This window comes from Streptomyces sp. NPDC059785 (assembly GCF_042732375.1).
Lineage (GTDB): Bacteria > Actinomycetota > Actinomycetes > Streptomycetales > Streptomycetaceae > Streptomyces.
Window position 1 is genome coordinate 76,271 of record NZ_JBHWHV010000042.1, and the last position, 15,247, is coordinate 91,517.

14 protein-coding genes and 1 tRNA gene are annotated in these 15,247 nt (G+C 72.8%); 13 read left to right on the forward strand and 2 right to left on the reverse strand.

Annotated elements, in window-relative coordinates; all coding sequences use genetic code 11:
• Positions 1 to 147: 147 nt before the first annotated feature.
• Both ACFV6E_RS28305 and ACFV6E_RS28310 read right to left on the reverse strand, forming a co-directional pair.
• Positions 148 to 774, reverse strand: a complete 627-nt coding sequence (locus ACFV6E_RS28305) for a TetR/AcrR family transcriptional regulator (RefSeq protein ID WP_385465417.1) — start codon at positions 772 to 774, stop codon at positions 148 to 150.
• 114 nt (positions 775 to 888) lie between these two features.
• Complete coding sequence (locus ACFV6E_RS28310) at positions 889 to 2,079, reverse strand: Glu/Leu/Phe/Val dehydrogenase dimerization domain-containing protein (RefSeq protein WP_385465420.1); 1,191 nt, start codon at positions 2,077 to 2,079, stop codon at positions 889 to 891.
• Positions 2,080 to 2,398: 319 nt separating this feature from the next.
• On the opposite strand from ACFV6E_RS28310, the gene ACFV6E_RS28315 reads away from it, so the two are divergent.
• The 13 genes from ACFV6E_RS28315 (at position 2,399) to ACFV6E_RS28375 (ending at position 14,348) form a co-directional block, all read left to right on the forward strand.
• On the forward strand, positions 2,399 to 3,628 hold the full coding sequence (locus ACFV6E_RS28315) for an MBL fold metallo-hydrolase (protein ID WP_385166537.1): 1,230 nt from the start codon (positions 2,399 to 2,401) through the stop codon (positions 3,626 to 3,628).
• A 394-nt stretch (positions 3,629 to 4,022) separates the two neighbouring features.
• Complete coding sequence (locus ACFV6E_RS28320; protein WP_385465423.1) at positions 4,023 to 6,593, forward strand: ATP-binding protein; 2,571 nt, start codon at positions 4,023 to 4,025, stop codon at positions 6,591 to 6,593.
• A gap of 74 nt (positions 6,594 to 6,667) precedes the next feature.
• Positions 6,668 to 7,102, forward strand: a complete 435-nt coding sequence (locus ACFV6E_RS28325; RefSeq protein ID WP_385166534.1) for a roadblock/LC7 domain-containing protein — start codon at positions 6,668 to 6,670, stop codon at positions 7,100 to 7,102.
• A 2-nt stretch (positions 7,103 to 7,104) separates the two neighbouring features.
• Positions 7,105 to 7,476, forward strand: a complete 372-nt coding sequence (locus ACFV6E_RS28330) for a DUF742 domain-containing protein (protein WP_385166533.1) — start codon at positions 7,105 to 7,107, stop codon at positions 7,474 to 7,476.
• Positions 7,454 to 8,053 carry an ATP/GTP-binding protein gene (locus tag ACFV6E_RS28335; protein ID WP_385166531.1) on the forward strand — a complete coding sequence of 200 codons (600 nt, stop codon included), beginning with the start codon at positions 7,454 to 7,456 and terminating at the stop codon, positions 8,051 to 8,053. The genes ACFV6E_RS28330 and ACFV6E_RS28335 overlap by 23 nt, the downstream gene beginning before the upstream one ends.
• A 200-nt stretch (positions 8,054 to 8,253) precedes the next feature.
• Positions 8,254 to 8,841, forward strand: coding sequence for a GAF domain-containing protein (locus ACFV6E_RS28340; RefSeq protein WP_385166529.1), 588 nt, complete (start codon positions 8,254 to 8,256; stop codon positions 8,839 to 8,841).
• A 239-nt stretch (positions 8,842 to 9,080) separates the two neighbouring features.
• Positions 9,081 to 10,109: an L-threonine 3-dehydrogenase gene (gene tdh / locus ACFV6E_RS28345; protein WP_385166527.1), complete on the forward strand. Its 1,029-nt coding sequence runs from the start codon at positions 9,081 to 9,083 to the stop codon at positions 10,107 to 10,109.
• A 56-nt stretch (positions 10,110 to 10,165) separates the two neighbouring features.
• Positions 10,166 to 11,359 carry a glycine C-acetyltransferase gene (locus ACFV6E_RS28350; protein ID WP_385465426.1) on the forward strand — a complete coding sequence of 398 codons (1,194 nt, stop codon included), beginning with the start codon at positions 10,166 to 10,168 and terminating at the stop codon, positions 11,357 to 11,359.
• Positions 11,360 to 11,569: 210 nt separating this feature from the next.
• Positions 11,570 to 12,472, forward strand: coding sequence for a LysR family transcriptional regulator (locus ACFV6E_RS28355; RefSeq protein ID WP_385465429.1), 903 nt, complete (start codon positions 11,570 to 11,572; stop codon positions 12,470 to 12,472).
• 37 nt (positions 12,473 to 12,509) lie between these two features.
• A complete protein-coding gene (locus ACFV6E_RS28360) occupies positions 12,510 to 13,100 on the forward strand; it encodes a helix-turn-helix domain-containing protein (protein ID WP_385465432.1) in 591 nt (196 codons plus the stop codon).
• A complete protein-coding gene (locus ACFV6E_RS28365) occupies positions 13,097 to 13,645 on the forward strand; it encodes a GNAT family N-acetyltransferase (RefSeq protein ID WP_385166521.1) in 549 nt (182 codons plus the stop codon). Before ACFV6E_RS28360 ends, ACFV6E_RS28365 begins: the two co-directional genes overlap by 4 nt.
• 79 nt (positions 13,646 to 13,724) lie before the next feature.
• Positions 13,725 to 14,084: an MmcQ/YjbR family DNA-binding protein gene (locus tag ACFV6E_RS28370; RefSeq protein WP_385166519.1), complete on the forward strand. Its 360-nt coding sequence runs from the start codon at positions 13,725 to 13,727 to the stop codon at positions 14,082 to 14,084.
• Positions 14,085 to 14,274: 190 nt separating this feature from the next.
• Positions 14,275 to 14,348 (forward strand) — tRNA-Pro (locus tag ACFV6E_RS28375).
• Positions 14,349 to 15,247 lie beyond the last annotated feature (899 nt).

Below are 15,247 nucleotides of genomic sequence, written 5' to 3' on the forward strand. Positions count from 1 at the left end.
AAAGCGCGGGCGTGCGCGACGACGACCGGAGACCAGCCCTCAGCCGGCCACCGACTCCCACGCGCCCCGTTCGCTCATGTCACCGCGCCCCGTCGCCCGACGTCAGCGCGTCCGTTCGCGGACGTCACCGCGTCCCGTACACCGACGTCACCGCGTCCCGTACACCGACGTCACCGCGTCCCGTTCCAGGCCCAGTTCGCGGGCCAGTGCGTCGTCCGCCCAGGCCTGGGCGCGGGTCCGGGAGACCGCGCCGGGGTACGCGGTCATCTGCACGGCGAGCCCGTCGAGCAGGGCGGTGAGGCGCAGGGCCGTGCCCGTCGGGTCGGGGCACCTGAACTCGCCCGCGGCCACGCCCTCCGCGATCACCTCGGTGATGGCGGCCTTCCACTGCCGGTCGAGGTCCTGCGTGACCTCGCGCAGCACGGGCTCGCGCAGGGCCGCCGCCCAGCCCTCGATCCACAGCCGCCAGCCCTTGGCCTGCCCGGTCGGCGCGTACCAGCGCACGGCCGCGCGCAGCCGCCGCAGCGCGGACGTGCGCCGGGCGAGCAGCTTGCGCAGCCGGGCGAGGTCGTCCTCGGCCGCGAACGCGAACGCCTCGGCGACCAGCTTCTCCTTGGTCGAGAAGTGGTAGAGCACCAGCGCGTTGCTCACGCCGAGCGCCGCGGCCACGTCGGCGATCCGGACCGCCGCCACGCCCCGCGCCTCGATCTGCTCGATGGCGGCCCGCAACAGCTCCTGCCGCCGCTGGGCCACGCTCAACCGGACTCTCGCCACGCCGCAACCCTAATCCGTCACCGGACCATCGCCGAACGTGACCTCCCCGGCCGGCGATCGGCGCCCAGCGGTCGGTGGCCGACGTGCGGTGAGCGTCGGGCGGCCGGCGCCGGCTCACCCGTACCAGCCGAAGCGTTCCGCGATCACCGGCAGCCGGTCGGCGGCGATGGCGTGCGCGGCGGCCCGCGGCGTCGTGCCCTCGCGTTCCGCGCGGGCCAGCATCCGTTCGACGAGCGCGCGCATCGACCCGCGGACCCGGGCGAACGCCTCGTCCGCGGCGGGCCCGACGTCGCCGAAGAGCGTCCACCACCACCAGGCGTTCGTACCGGAGTTGACGACCACGTCGGGCAGTACGGTGATCCCGCGCGCGGCGAGCAGCGCCTCGGCCGCGGGCAGTACGGGCATGTTGGCGGCCTCGACGATCCAACGGGCCCTGATGTGCTCCTGGTTGGCGGGGTCGACGGCGTAGGAGACGGCGGCGGGCACCAGGACCTCGGCGTCGGCGGCGAGCCAGGCGTCGCCGGGCAGTTCCCGGTCGGCGGGGCGCAGCGCGCCGCGGTCGACGGTGCCGTACGCGTCCCGCGCGGCGAGCAGGGCGTCGACGTCCAGGCCCGCCGGGTTGGCGACGGTGCCCTTGATGTCGGCGACGGCCACCACGGTCAGCCCCGCGCGGGACAGGAACCGCGCCGTCGCCCCGCCCATGGTCCCGAAGCCCTGTACGGCGACACGCGTCCCGGCGTACGGCACGGCGGCCCGGTCCAGGGCGGCGAGCACGGCCTCGGCGACCCCGCAGCCGCCGACCAGTTCGTCGAGTCCGATGCCGTCCACCTCGACCGCGAAGGCGTCGGCGAGCCGCCGCCGGGCCGCCGTCTCGTCGTCGAGGAGCGGGTACACGGCCTGGATCGAGGAGACGAGCCCCGCCTCGGCCACGGCCCGGTCCACGGTGTCCTGGCTGAGCCCGAGATCCTCGCCGGTGGTCCAGAAACGCTCGATGTACGGGCGCATGGCCCGCAGATAGCGCACGAGCACCCCGTACGCCCGCGGGTCCCGGGGATCGCAGTCGATGCCGCCCTTCGCGCCGCCGAGGGGGACGTAACGGCCCTCGGGGTCGTAGTGCAGGGCTTCCTTCATGGTCATGCCGCGGGCGAGCCCCGTGACCTCGTCGAGCGTGCAGCCTTCCCGCATCCGCAGCCCGCCGCTGGCGACGCCGCGGACGAGCCGGTCGACGACGAGGTGTCCCTGCCGGCCGGTGATGTGGTCTGTCCAGGTCAGGCTGATCAGCGGGGTGTCGCCGGAGGCGGTCATGGGGACTCCCGGGAGGGTGCGGCGTGCCACCACGCAAACTGAACGGGCGGTCAGTATCGAGACCGGGGAGCACTCGTGTCAACGCCCGTTACTGAACGCGGGAACAGTCATGGAGGTGACGACGGGAACTCGGGGGGCAGGGAGCACGTATGAGACGTGTGAGATGTACGAGACGTGAGTGTGTGGTGGGCGGTGCGTGGCGCGATCCGCTGCGCGGGCCGGGGGCGTCGGGTCCATCGGGGCGGCACCCGTTGGACACGGCGCTGTCAGAGAGGCGGACCATAATGGAAAGTCAGACCGACTCCACCTGGAGGTTGCCGTGACCGGTGTCCGTTCCCTGAGCTCCGGGCTCCGCTCGCTGCGGCCCGCCGCCTTCGGCGCGGATCCGAGCGGCGAGCGCATGGCGCGCATCCGCAGATCGCCGCACTTCGCGGACGGTGTCTTCCAGAATCCGGTGGGCGCCAGGATCGGCCCCACCGGCTCCCGCGTCGAATTCGCGAAGACCTTCTTCCGCAAGGAGGAGCGCGTCCTGCGCGCCCCCGCGGGCACGGTGCCGGTGCACCCCACCACCGTCGCCGACCTCGCCCGGCCCCCGGCGAGCGGGCTGCGCATCACCTGGATGGGGCACTCCAGCGTCCTCGCCGAGATCGACGGGCACCGGGTGCTCTTCGACCCCGTCTGGGGCGAGCGCTGCTCCCCGTTCGACTTCGCCGGGCCCAAGCGGCTGCACCCGGTGCCCGTGCCGCTGGCCGCCCTCGGCCCGGTCGACGTCGTCGTCATCTCGCACGACCACTACGACCACCTCGACATGCCCACCATCAAGGCGCTGGCCGGCACGGACACCGTCTTCGCGGTCCCGCTCGGCGTCGGGGCGCACCTGGAGCACTGGGGCGTCTCCCCGCACCGCCTGCGGGAGCTGGACTGGCACGAGTCGACGAAGGTCGGCTCCATCTCCCTGACGGCCACCCCGGCCCGGCACTTCTGCGGCCGCGGCCTGCGCAACACGCAGCACACCCTCTGGGCGTCCTGGGCCGTCGCGGGCGACGAGCACCGCATCTTCCACAGCGGCGACACCGGCTACTTCGAGGGCTTCCGGGACATCGGCGCCGAGCACGGCCCGTTCGATCTCACGATGATCCAGATCGGCGCCTACAGCGAGTTCTGGCCCGACATCCACATGACGCCGGAGGAGGGCATGCGCAGCCACCTGGACCTCCAGGGCGGCGAGCCGACCGGCGTGATGCTGCCCATCCACTGGGCGACGTTCAACCTGGCGAACCACCCCTGGGCCGAGCCCGGCGAGGGGACCGTCACCGCGGGCCGCGTGGCGGGCGCGCGCGTCGCCCTGCCGACCCCGGGTGAGCCCTTCGAGCCGACCGGCGAGAGCCTGCCGTCAACGCCCTGGTGGCGCGGCGTGGCCATCGAGCCCAAGGGCGGCTGGGGCGCCCTCGCCGAGGTCGCGGCCACCGTCACGAGCACCACGCCGGGTAACCCTCCGGCGAAGTCCGCCGACGGCACCGGAGACCCGGAGGCCGTCTCCGCCGGGTGATCCGGGAGGGGCCGAGACAGCCGGCGAGAGCCGTGGAGGGCCGGGGAGCGCATCCGCTCCCCGGCCCTCGCGCTGTCCACTGACCGCTTCTGACCAGGTCTGATCGGTTCATACGTACGAGGGAACGGGCGTCCGGAGGTTTATCGGCCTGTCGTACGAAGCCTCATACCAGGGCGGGACGCTTTCCGTAGAACTTTGTCAACTGCCGCCCGCACATGAGGCGGCGACAACTACGGTGAGTGGCCGTCGGGCGACCTGAAGCCGAACCTTTTCGGCCTGCTCGCCCTGCTCCGCGATGCCGCATGCCCGAGTCGCGCAGACCCGCGGGAGCCCCGTGCCCCCGACGCACCAGGCGGGAGCCCCGTGCCCCCGACACACCAGTACGAGGACGCCGATGTCTCACCTTCGCGCACCGGCCGCACGCGCAGACCGCCGTGAGGGCGGCCGGCACGGACGACCGGTCGCCCGGCCCGTTCCGTCGCTGCCCGAGACCCACATACGGTCGCAGCTGTTCCGCCTGGCCGTCCTGCCGCCGACCGCGGTGGCGCTGAGCGCGGGCGCGGCAGTGCTGTTCACCGTCAGGTCGGCCGGCACCCGCCCGGCTCCGGTCCTCTGGGCGGTGCTGGGCGGAGCCGTCGTCGTCGCCCTCGCCGGGATCGTGATCGCCGCCGTCGCCGCGAACCGGGCCGCCAAGGCGATCCGCGACCGCGTCGGCGCGCTGCGCCGCACCAGCGCCCGGGGCGAGGCGGACGTACGCGAGCTGATCGAGGCGCTGCGCCAAGGCGAGCGCCCGCCCGCGCGCCCGCCCGGCAGCGGACCCGGACCGGACGCCGACGACTTCGACCTCCTCGCCGCCGACCTGGCGCGCGCCCACGACGGCGCGATGACCGCGGTCGTCCAGGCCGCCCAGCTCTCCAGCCGCGCGGGCAGCGAGCAGAAGGTCGAGGTCTTCGTGAACCTCGCCCGGCGGCTCCAGTCCCTCGTGCACCGCGAGATCTCGATCCTCGACGAGCTGGAGAACGAGATCGAGGACCCGGACCTGCTCAAGGGCCTTTTCCACGTCGACCACCTGGCCACCAGGATCCGGCGCCACGCGGAGAACCTCGCCGTCCTCGGCGGCGCCAACTCCCGGCGGCAGTGGAGCAACCCGGTCTCCACCACCGAGGTGCTGCGCTCCGCGATCGCCGAGGTCGAGCAGTACTCCCGGGTCAAGCTGGTACCGCCGATCGACGGCACCCTGCGCGGCCACGCCGTCGCCGACGTCATCCACCTGCTGGCCGAACTCGTCGAGAACGCCACGGTGTTCTCGGCCCCGCACACCCAGGTGCTGCTGCGGGCCAGCCTCGTCACGTCCGGTCTCGCCGTCGAGGTCGAGGACCGGGGCCTCGGCATGCCCGCCGGCGAACAGCACAAGATGAACACCCTGCTCGCCGACCCCGACCAGGTCAACGTCGCCAGCCTGTTGCAGGACGGCCGCATCGGCCTGTTCGTCGTCTCCCAGCTCGCCCGGCGGCACAGCATCCACGTACGGCTCCAGACCAATATCTACGGCGGGATCCAGGCCGTGCTCGTGGTGCCGCAGGCCCTACTCGGGACGGCACCGGAGTCGGCGGCGGAACAGGGCAGGCCGGAGGCAGCAAGGTCGGAACCGGGGAGGCTGGGACCGGACAGGCCGGAGCCGGGGAGGCCGGGACCGGGACATCAGCAGGACCCGCCGCCGGGTGCGCGGCCGCCGACCGGGGGCCGGCCGCCCGTCGCCGCGGTCCCGTCCGAGCCCGCGTCCGCCCGGCACGCCGCTCCGGGCGGGCGGGAACGGCGGCGGGAGGCGCGGGAGCGGCGCGAGTCCGGGGCCGCCCGCGGGTCCGGGCCCCAGCGGGAGAGTACGACGGCCGGGCGTGCGACGTCCTCCGCGCACCGGACCGGCGTGAACGGGTCGGGCGCGGGCGGGCCGGTTCCTGACGGGGCGGGTGCGAACGGTTCGGGTGCGGACGGCGCGGGGGTGGACGGACCTCGGAGCGGACCCCGGAGCGGATCCGGGGGCGGATCCGGGAGCGGTGTACCGGCGCCGCTGCCGCTGCGCCGGGCCCGCCAGGAGCGGCCCACCCCGGCGGACGCCCTGCCCGGCGTCCGCCCCGAGGACCGCCGCACGGTGGAGGAGAACGCCGCCGTGCCGCCGACCGCGCGCACGGGCGCCCTCCGCGGGACCATGAGCAGGCCCCAGCTGCCCCGGCGGCGGGCACAGGAACACATCGCCCCGCAGCTTCGCGGCGGCCCCGCGCCCGCGCCCCGCCCGGACGCCGACCAGCACGTCGGCCACGACCCGGGACTGATGGCGGCGTTCCAGCGCGGCATCGGCCTCGCGGAGGCGGCGGCCAGGACGGACCGGGGCCCTTCGGAACCGGGCCCCTCGGAGCCCCGCCCCTCGGGACAGGCCGACGCCGGCACCGGCGTCTCGCACGCCGGAGCGGGCGAGGTCCGCCTGCTGCACGGCGGCACCGGCCACCCGGACGCCGCTCCGGGGGCCGGTCCCGCCCGCACCGCCGCGCCCCACGAGGACCCACCGCGCGCTCCCGGCCGGAGCACCGACCCGGCCTACGGCGGGGGAGTGGCCTACGGCCTCTGCCCCGACCTGACCCCCGGATCGGGCACGCCGACAGCGGCGTACGGCTCGGGAACCGCGGCCTACGGTTCCGGCCCGGCGTACGCCGCCGGTGCCCCGTACGGCTTCAGCGCACCGCACGACGCCGGTATGCCCCACGACACCGGTATGCCCCACGACACCGGCATGCCCCACGACATCGGCATGCCCCACGACATCGGCGCGCCGCGCTCGCCGCACACCCTCGAGCAGTCCGAGCAGTCCGAGCAGTCCGAGCAGTTCGAGGGGCGCGCGGTGCGTGGAATACGGCCCGCGCCCGGACACGACTTCACCTCCCGGCACGACGGGAGCGCCCCAGCCGGATGACGACCCCCCGCCCCGCCCTCACCCCCACCCACTGCGCTCCCGCAGACCTTCGTACCTCAAGGAGTCGATCCACCATGGCGAGCGATGCGCCGACCGGTCATGTATCCGATCTCGACTGGCTGATGAGCGGCCTCGTCCAGCGCGTACCCCACACCTCCAGCGCGGTACTCCTCTCCTGCGACGGGCTGGTCAAGTCGGTCCACGGCCTCGACCCGGACAGCGCCGACCACATGGCGGCGCTGGCCTCGGGCCTGTACTCCCTCGGCCGCAGCGCCGGGATCCGCTTCGGCGACGGCGGCGACGTACGCCAGGTCGTCGTCGAACTCGACTCGACCCTGCTGTTCGTCACCACCGCGGGCTCCGGCACCTGTCTCGCCGTGCTCGCCGGGCGCGAGGCCGACGCGGCGGTGCTCGGCTACGAGATGGCGATGCTGGTCAAGAGCGTCCGGCCGTACCTGGTGACCGCACCCCGGCAGGCCGCCGTCGAACCGTCGGCGATGAGGCCTTGAGCGTGGCCGCGGTGGGCGACGGGCCCTGGCTCGACGACGCGGCCGGCCGGCTGGTGCGCCCCTACACGGTCAGCAACGGCCGCACCCGGCCGTCGACCGCGCTCGATCTGCTGTCGCAGGTGATGACCACCGGAGCCACCCCCCTCGGCTATCTCGGCCCCGAGCACACCCAGGCACTCGAACTGTGCCGGGGCCCGCTCTCGGTCGCGGAGATCGCCGCACATCTGAAGCTGCCGGCGGCGGTCACCAAGGTGCTGCTGTCCGACCTCGTCGACAGCGGGGCGCTGACCACCAAGCCGCCCGCCTTCCGCCACAACCCCACTGACCGGTCTCTTCTGGAGGCAGTGCTCGATGGACTACGACGACAGCTCTGACCCGTTCCCCACCGCGCTGAAGATCCTGGTGGCGGGCGGGTTCGGGGTCGGCAAGACGACCTTCGTCGGCGCGGTGAGCGAGATCGCGCCGCTCAGTACGGAGGAGCTGCTCACCACGGTCAGCGAAGCGACCGACAGTCTCGACGGGATCGAGAACAAGGTCGAGACGACCGTGGCCATGGACTTCGGCCGGATCACCCTCGACCCGGAACACGTGCTCTATCTGTTCGGCACCCCCGGGCAGGAGCGTTTCTGGTTCATGTGGGACGAGCTCTCCGAGGGCGCGCTCGGCGCGGTCATCCTGGCCGACACCCGCCGCCTGGAGGACTGCTTCGCCGCCGTGGACTTCTTCGAGCAGCGCGGCCTCGGCTTCATCGTGGCCGTCAACGAGTTCGACGGCTCCTACCGCTACGACCCCGAGGAGGTACGCGCGGCCATCGACCTCGACCCCGAGGTGCCCGTGGTGGCCTGCGACGCCCGGATCTCCAGCTCGGGGGTGCAGACCCTGCTCACGCTGGTACGGCACCTCCTCTCCTACGCGCCGTCGCACACCTCCGGGCACGGCGCCCACAGGTAGCGGCGCGGGGCGGCCCGCCCGCCCCGCCGCACACCATCAAGCCCCAAGCCCAACCCTCAAGGCCTCTTCAAGCCACCCCTTTCATGCCACCCCCCTTTCATGCCACCCCCCCTTCATGCCACCCCCCAGTCCGCCCACGATTCCCGCGTCACGTCACGGAGCCATCGCATGCGTCACGCCCCATGTCAGGGAGCCCGCCCATGAGTTACGACCCGCCGCGTCCGGCAGGTCGTCTGCTGCTGACCCCGGAGGACAAGGACGCACCCGCCCGCGTGGAACGGTTACGCGTGCTCGGGCTCGGCGAGCACGCCGAGCCGGCCCTCGACGCCTTCGCGGACCGGCTCGCCGAGGTCGCCGCGGTGCCGTACTCGATGGTCAACTTCATCGACGAGAAGCGGCAGTTCTTCGCCGGGCTGCACACCCCGGACGGCACCAGGCCGGGCACGCTGACCCACATCGCGACGGCGGACGGCGTCGAGCGGAGGCTCGGCCGCCACCTGACCCGCGACTACGGCTTCTGCCCGCACGTCGTGGTCCGGCGCAAGGCGCTGGTCCTGGAGGACGTCTGCGACTACCCGCGGTTCGCCGGCAATCCGGTCGTCGACGAGATCGGCATCCGCTCCTACCTGGGCGCCCCGCTCATCGACCACACGGGCATCGCGCTCGGCACGGTCTGCGTCGTCGACGTCGAGCCGCGCCCGTGGGGGAGGGCGGGCCTGGAGACCATCAAGTCGCTGGCGGCGGAACTGGTCGCGCAGATCAGCCGCCGGGAGGGCATCGGCCTCTGACCCCGGTTCCCGCAGCCTGCGGGCGGCCGGGAGAGCCGGGGAGGGTGTGAAGGAAACCTGCGGCGGAGCTTAAGAAAACCTCGATGGACCGGGGGCACCGCGGTACGGCAGATTTCTACGGGATCCCGTCCCGCCCCGGATGTCCCGGGGCGTCCCGGGGTCCCCACCCCATCCCTCCCCGGTCCGGGCCGCCTTCGGCATGCCCCGCCCCCGGGACCTCACGCACAGGAGCCGTAGCGTTGAAGGCGCTGGTCAAGGAGAAGGCGGAGCCAGGGCTCCGGCTCGCGGACGTACCCGAGCCGTCGATCGGCCCGGGTGACGTACTGATCAAGGTCCTCAGGACCGGTATCTGCGGCACCGACCTGCACATCCGCGACTGGGACGGCTGGGCGCGGCGGACGATCCGCACGCCCCTCGTCGTCGGCCACGAGTTCGTCGGCGAGGTCGTCGGGACCGGCCGGGACGTCACGGACATCAAGCCCGGTGACCGGGTCAGCGGCGAGGGCCACCTGGTCTGCGGCAAGTGCCGCAACTGTCTGGCCGGCCGCCGCCACCTCTGCCGGGCCACGGTCGGGCTCGGCGTCGGCCGCGACGGCGCGTTCGCCGAGTACGTGGCGCTGCCCGCCACCAATGTGTGGGTGCACCGTGTCCCGGTGGACCTCGACGTCGCCGCGATCTTCGACCCGTTCGGCAACGCGGTGCACACCGCGCTGTCCTTCCCGCTGGTCGGCGAGGACGTCCTGATCACCGGCGCCGGACCGATCGGCCTGATGGCCGCGGCCGTGGCCCGGCACGCGGGCGCCCGCAACGTCGTGATCACCGATGTCAGCGAGGAGCGCCTGGAACTGGCCCGCAAGATCGGCGTGAGCCTCGCGCTGAACGTTTCCGAGGCGACGATCGCCGACGGACAGGGCGCGCTCGGGCTGCGCGAGGGCTTCGACATCGGCCTGGAGATGTCCGGCAGGCCCGAGGCGATGCGCGACATGATCACCAACATGACGCACGGCGGCCGGATCGCGATGCTCGGCCTGCCGGCCCAGGAGTTCCCGGTCGACTGGGCCCGGATCGTCACCTCGATGATCACCATCAAGGGCATCTACGGCCGCGAGATGTTCGAGACCTGGTACGCCATGTCCGTCCTCCTCGAAGGCGGCCTCGACCTCGCCCCCGTGATCACCGGCCGGTACGGCTGCGACGACCACGAGGCGGCGTTCGCGGACGCGGCCGGCGGCAAGGCGGGCAAGGTCATCCTCGACTGGACCGTCTGACCCCGGCGTACCCGCCCACGCAGCCCGCCCCCCACCCTCGCCACCTGGAGTTCCTGATGTTCGATTCCGTACGCGACGACCTGCGCGCCACCCTCGACGAGATCCGCGCCGCCGGACTGCACAAGCCCGAGCGGGTCATCGGCACCCCGCAGTCCGCGACCGTGAGCGTCACCTCCGGCGGTCGCCCCGGCGAGGTCCTGAACTTCTGTGCGAATAACTACCTCGGCCTCGCCGACCACCCCGACGTCCTCGCCGCCGCGCACACGGCCCTGGACCGCTGGGGCTACGGCATGGCGTCCGTGCGCTTCATCTGCGGCACCCAGGAGGTGCACAAGGAGCTGGAGGCCCGCCTCGCGGCGTTCCTCGGCCAGGAGGACACGATCCTGTACTCCTCCTGCTTCGACGCCAACGGCGGCGTCTTCGAGACCCTCCTCGACGCGCAGGACGCGGTGATCTCCGACGCCCTCAACCACGCGTCGATCATCGACGGCATCCGGCTGTCGAAGGCCCGCCGCCTGCGGTACGCCAACCGCGACCTCGCCGACCTGGAGGCGAGGCTCAAGGAGGCGTCCGACGCCCGGCGCCGCCTGATCGTCACCGACGGCGTCTTCTCCATGGACGGCTACGTCGCCCCGCTGCGCGAGATCTGCGACCTCGCCGACCGTTACGACGCCATGGTCATGGTCGACGACTCGCACGCGGTCGGCTTCGTCGGCCCGGGCGGCCGGGGCACCCCCGAGCTGCACGGCGTCATGGACCGCGTCGACATCCTCACCGGCACCCTCGGCAAGGCGCTCGGCGGCGCGTCCGGCGGCTACGTCGCCGCCCGCGCCGAGATCGTCGCCCTGCTGCGCCAGCGGTCCCGCCCGTACCTGTTCTCCAACACGCTCGCCCCGGTCATCGCCGCGGCCTCGCTGAAGGTGATCGACCTGCTGGAGTCGGCCGGTGACCTGCGGGAGAAGCTCGCCGCGAACACCGCGCTGTTCCGCTCCCGGATGACCGGGGAGGGCTTCGACGTCCTCCCCGGCGATCACGCGATCGCCCCCGTCATGATCGGGGACGCGGCGGTGGCCGGGCGCATGGCGGAACTCCTCCTGGAGCGCGGCGTGTACGTGATCGGCTTCTCGTACCCGGTGGTCCCGCAGGGGCAGGCCCGTATCCGGGTCCAGCTCTCCGCGGCCCACTCGACGGAGGACGTCAACCGCGCGGTCGACGCGTTCGTGGCGGCGAGGGCGCAGCTCGGGGACTGAGGCACGGGCCGGTGCGAGGGCCGGGGTGCGGGCCGGGGTGCGGGCCGGTGCGAGGGCCGGGGTGCGGGCCGGGGTGCGGGCCGGTGCGAGGGCCGGGGTGCGGGCCGGGGTGCGGGCCGGTGCGAGGGCCGGCGTGCGGGCCGGGGTGCGGGCCGGTGCGAGGGAGGCGCGTGCGCCGGGGGACGCCGGTGACCTGAGAGAATCGATCACATGATCGAAGCTCGGCGGCTCCACATCCTCCGTGCGGTGGCGGACCACCGTACGGTGACGGCGGCTGCCGCCGCGCTGTACCTCACGCCGTCGGCCGTCTCCCAGCAGCTCGCCGCCCTGGAGCAGGAGACCGGGCACCGGCTCGTCGAGCGCGGCGCCCGCGGCGTACGGCTGACCCCGGCCGGTGAGATCCTGCTCAGCCACACCAACCTGGTCATGGCCCAACTGGAGCGCGCCGAGGCGGAGTTGGCGGCGTACAGCTCCGGAGCCGCGGGCACGGTCACCGTCGCCTCCTTCGCCACCGGCATCGGTCTCGTGGTGGCCCCGGCGCTGGCCCGCCTCGCCGCCACCGCGCCCGGCATCCGGCTGCGCGTCCAGGACGCCGAGGGCGACGCGAGCCTGCCGATGGTCCTGGACCGGCAGGTCGACGTCGCGGTCGCCGTCGAGTACCGGGGCGCACCGGCGGCGGACGACCCGCGCCTGACCCACGTACCGCTGTACGCGGAGCCCTTCGACGCGGTGGTCCCGGTCGCCCACCGCCTGGCCGACGCCGCGGAGGTCCCGCTCGCCGAGCTGGCCAAGGACCCTTGGATCGGCCCGTACCCCGGCAACCCCTGCCACGACGTGGTGGTCCTGGCCTGCGAGAACGCGGGTTTCCAGCCGTCCCTCGAACACTCCTCCGACGACTTTCGCGCCGTCGTCGCCCTCGCCTCGGCCGACGCGGGCGTGGCCCTGGTCCCGCGCTCGGCCCTGCACGGCATGGATCTGGCGGGAGTGGTCGTACGCCCCGTCGACGGCACCCCGCCGACCCGCCGCGTCTTCGCCGCCGTACGCCGCGGCGCGGAGGACCACCCGCTAATCCGCCCGGTGCTGTCGGCGCTGGGGGAGGCGGCGGAACGGTAGTGAGAGGGTTTCCCGTATTTGGGATAACATCTCAGATGTGGGAAATGAGAGAGTCGGAGAAGTGGCGGGCGCCGATGCCATTGATGCGCGGCTGGCCGCCCGGCTGGCGGAACTGCGGACCGAACGCGGTTGGTCGCTGGGGGAGTTGGCGGAGCGCAGCGGGGTGAGCAGGTCGACCCTGTCCCGGGCCGAGCGCGCGGAGATCAGCCCCACGGCCGCACTGCTGAACCGGCTCTGCGGCGTCTACGGGCGCACCATGTCGCGGCTGCTCAGCGAGGTCGAGGCGGAGCCGGTGCAGGTGGTGCGGGCGGCCGAGCAGCGGATCTGGGAGGACAGGGCGTCCGGCTTCGTACGGCGTTCGGTGTCGCCGCCGGACGCGGGGCTGCGCGGCGAACTCGTCGAGGGACGGCTGGCGGCCGGCGCGGACATCGCGTACGACCGTCCGCCGGTGCCGGGCCTCGAACAGCACATCTGGGTGCTCGACGGGGCGCTGGAAGTGACGGCGCAGGGCGCGACGCACGAGCTCGCCGCCGGTGACTGCCTCAGACTGCGGGTATGGGGCCCGACGCGCTTCCGCAGCCCGGGCCCGGAGGAAGCACGCTACGCGCTGGCGGTGATCCTGCCGTGAAGACCACGATCTCCCGCTTGGACGCACCTGAACTGGCCCTGTCGACAGATGATTTGGCTGACCTCTTGACCGACACCGTGGCGGGCGGTGCCTCGATCGGGTTCCTCGATCCGCTGACCCGGGCGGCCGCCGTCGCGTGGTGGGAGGAGCGGGCGGCGGCGGTCGCGGCCGGGCGGCTCGCCGTATGGGTAGCCCGTACGGAGGAGGGCCGGGTGGGCCGGGTGGTCGGCACGGTAAGCCTCGTGTTCCCGGACAAGCCGAACAGCCGGCACCGCGCCGAACTGGTGAAGCTCATGGTGCACCGGTCCGGCCGGGGGCAGGGCCTGGGCCGGATGCTGCTGACCGTCGCCGAGGACGCGGCGACCGCGGCGGGCATCACGCTGCTGCACCTGGACACCGAGACCGGCAGCCCGGCGGAGACGCTGTACCGCTCGGCGGGCTGGACGCCGGTCGGCGCGATACCGGACTACGCGGCGACACCGCGGGGCGTACTGCGGCCGACGACGATCTTCTACAAGCGGGTGGGGAACGCCGTCGTCGGGTGAGCGCCCGTGCCCCGGGGCCGTCGTCGGGTGAGCGTCCGTGACCCGCTGATTGTCAGTGGCGCTCGCTACGGTGCCTTCCATGCCGGACGCCGAAGATGTACGCCGTATCGCCCTGTCCCTGCCGGACACCACGGAGAAGATCGCCTGGAGCATGCCCACGTTCCGGGTCGCGGGCAAGATGTTCGCCACGCTTCCCGAGAACGAGACGTCCATCGCGGTGCGCTGCCCCAAGGAGGAGCGGGACGAACTGACGCTGGCGGAGCCCGGCAAGTTCTGGATCGCCGACCACGAGGCGTCCTTCGCCTGGGTCAGGGCCCGCCTGACAGCACTGGAGGACGAGGCGGAACTCCGCGACATCCTCGCCGACTCCTGGCGCCAGGCGGCCCCCACGCGACTCCTCGACTCATACCCGGAGCTGGGAGTCCCGACCGCCGACTGACGCGCACCTGTATCCGACCGCCACCGGGCCGGTGCCGCCGCGCCACAGCCCGACCGCCACCGGGCCGGTGCCGCACCACCGCTTCACCGCCCTCCGTCGCCGCGGAAAAGCGGTGCGCGACCACCGTCCCAGGTGCGGTATTGTCTTCCATGCACGTTCACCCGGGGGAAACCCCAGGTCAGACGGGCACCGGGACGTGGCGCAGCTTGGTAGCGCACTTGACTGGGGGTCAAGGGGTCGCAGGTTCAAATCCTGTCGTCCCGACAGTTCGAACGATCGAACGTCGCAGATGAGAGGCCGTTTTCCGAACGGCCTCTTTCTGTTTTCCCCGTGCTCCCAGCTGGGAGCACGGGAGCGGGAGCGCGCTCCCGGAGTCCCCTTGTCTATTTGCTCCCGCTCGAGGCGCTGAGCGCATATTCGATTCCTTGCGCGTACGTTCGCATTCGAGTCCGGTTTGTGTCCGGCAACCTCCCGTCGTTCGGGTGACCTTGCGGGTATGTGCTTGCACTCTTCCTGCTGGTCGAGGGTGCTCCCCAGTGGGAGTGGGGTCGGGAGCGGTGGCCACATATCTGAATCCTGGGTTATGGGGGCATGCGAATCCTTGACCCCATGTCCGATTCCGTGCGCCGGTTATGCCGGATTCCGGTAACGGACGTTGGGGGATGCATTGAGATGTTGAACGCAAGGAGGCACTGTACGGCGACGTCGCCCGACGGGGGCGGCAGGAGGCGGCGGTTCGTGTAAGGGTGCGACTCCTCACGGAAGTTCGACGCGGTTGGTGGCCGGTGGCCGCCTCGGGAAGGCTCGGCGCCGTCTTGGGGCCTCGCCGCCAAGCGCTGGATCGCGCAGTGGACAGTCTTGGTTCGGCCGATCTGTACGTGCCCGGGTGTCCCTCGCCTGTGGTCTCCTCGCCGTCGGCGAAATTCTCGTCGTGAGTGGCTCGTAAACCGACGCCGGATGCGGCGGGGTGCGGCACGCAACCCCCGGGTGCGCGGGGCAGCCTGGGTTGGGGCCACCCATGCGAGCCGTACGCTTCCACCACTACGGAGACATCGACGTGCTCGGCGTGGTCGTGTCCCTCGTCGTGGTGTTGGGGGTCAGCTGACCGTTGTGTTGGTGGTGTTGGGTAGCGCGGGGGCGCTTTCGGGGAGTTCGGGATAGAG

Excerpts from the sequence above, each read along its gene's own strand:
- ACFV6E_RS28350 (WP_385465426.1), top strand. The coding sequence starts at position 10,166 with ATGTTCGATTCCGTACGCGACGACCTGCGCGCCACCCTCGACGAGATC.
- ACFV6E_RS28320 (WP_385465423.1), top strand. The coding sequence starts at position 4,023 with ATGTCTCACCTTCGCGCACCGGCCGCACGCGCAGACCGCCGTGAGGGC.
- ACFV6E_RS28325 (WP_385166534.1), top strand. The coding sequence starts at position 6,668 with ATGGCGAGCGATGCGCCGACCGGTCATGTATCCGATCTCGACTGGCTG.
- ACFV6E_RS28355 (WP_385465429.1), top strand. The coding sequence starts at position 11,570 with ATGATCGAAGCTCGGCGGCTCCACATCCTCCGTGCGGTGGCGGACCAC.
- ACFV6E_RS28335 (WP_385166531.1), top strand. The coding sequence starts at position 7,454 with ATGGACTACGACGACAGCTCTGACCCGTTCCCCACCGCGCTGAAGATC.
- ACFV6E_RS28370 (WP_385166519.1), top strand. The coding sequence starts at position 13,725 with ATGCCGGACGCCGAAGATGTACGCCGTATCGCCCTGTCCCTGCCGGAC.
- ACFV6E_RS28340 (WP_385166529.1), top strand. The coding sequence starts at position 8,254 with ATGAGTTACGACCCGCCGCGTCCGGCAGGTCGTCTGCTGCTGACCCCG.
- ACFV6E_RS28310 (WP_385465420.1), bottom strand. The coding sequence starts at position 2,079 with ATGACCGCCTCCGGCGACACCCCGCTGATCAGCCTGACCTGGACAGAC.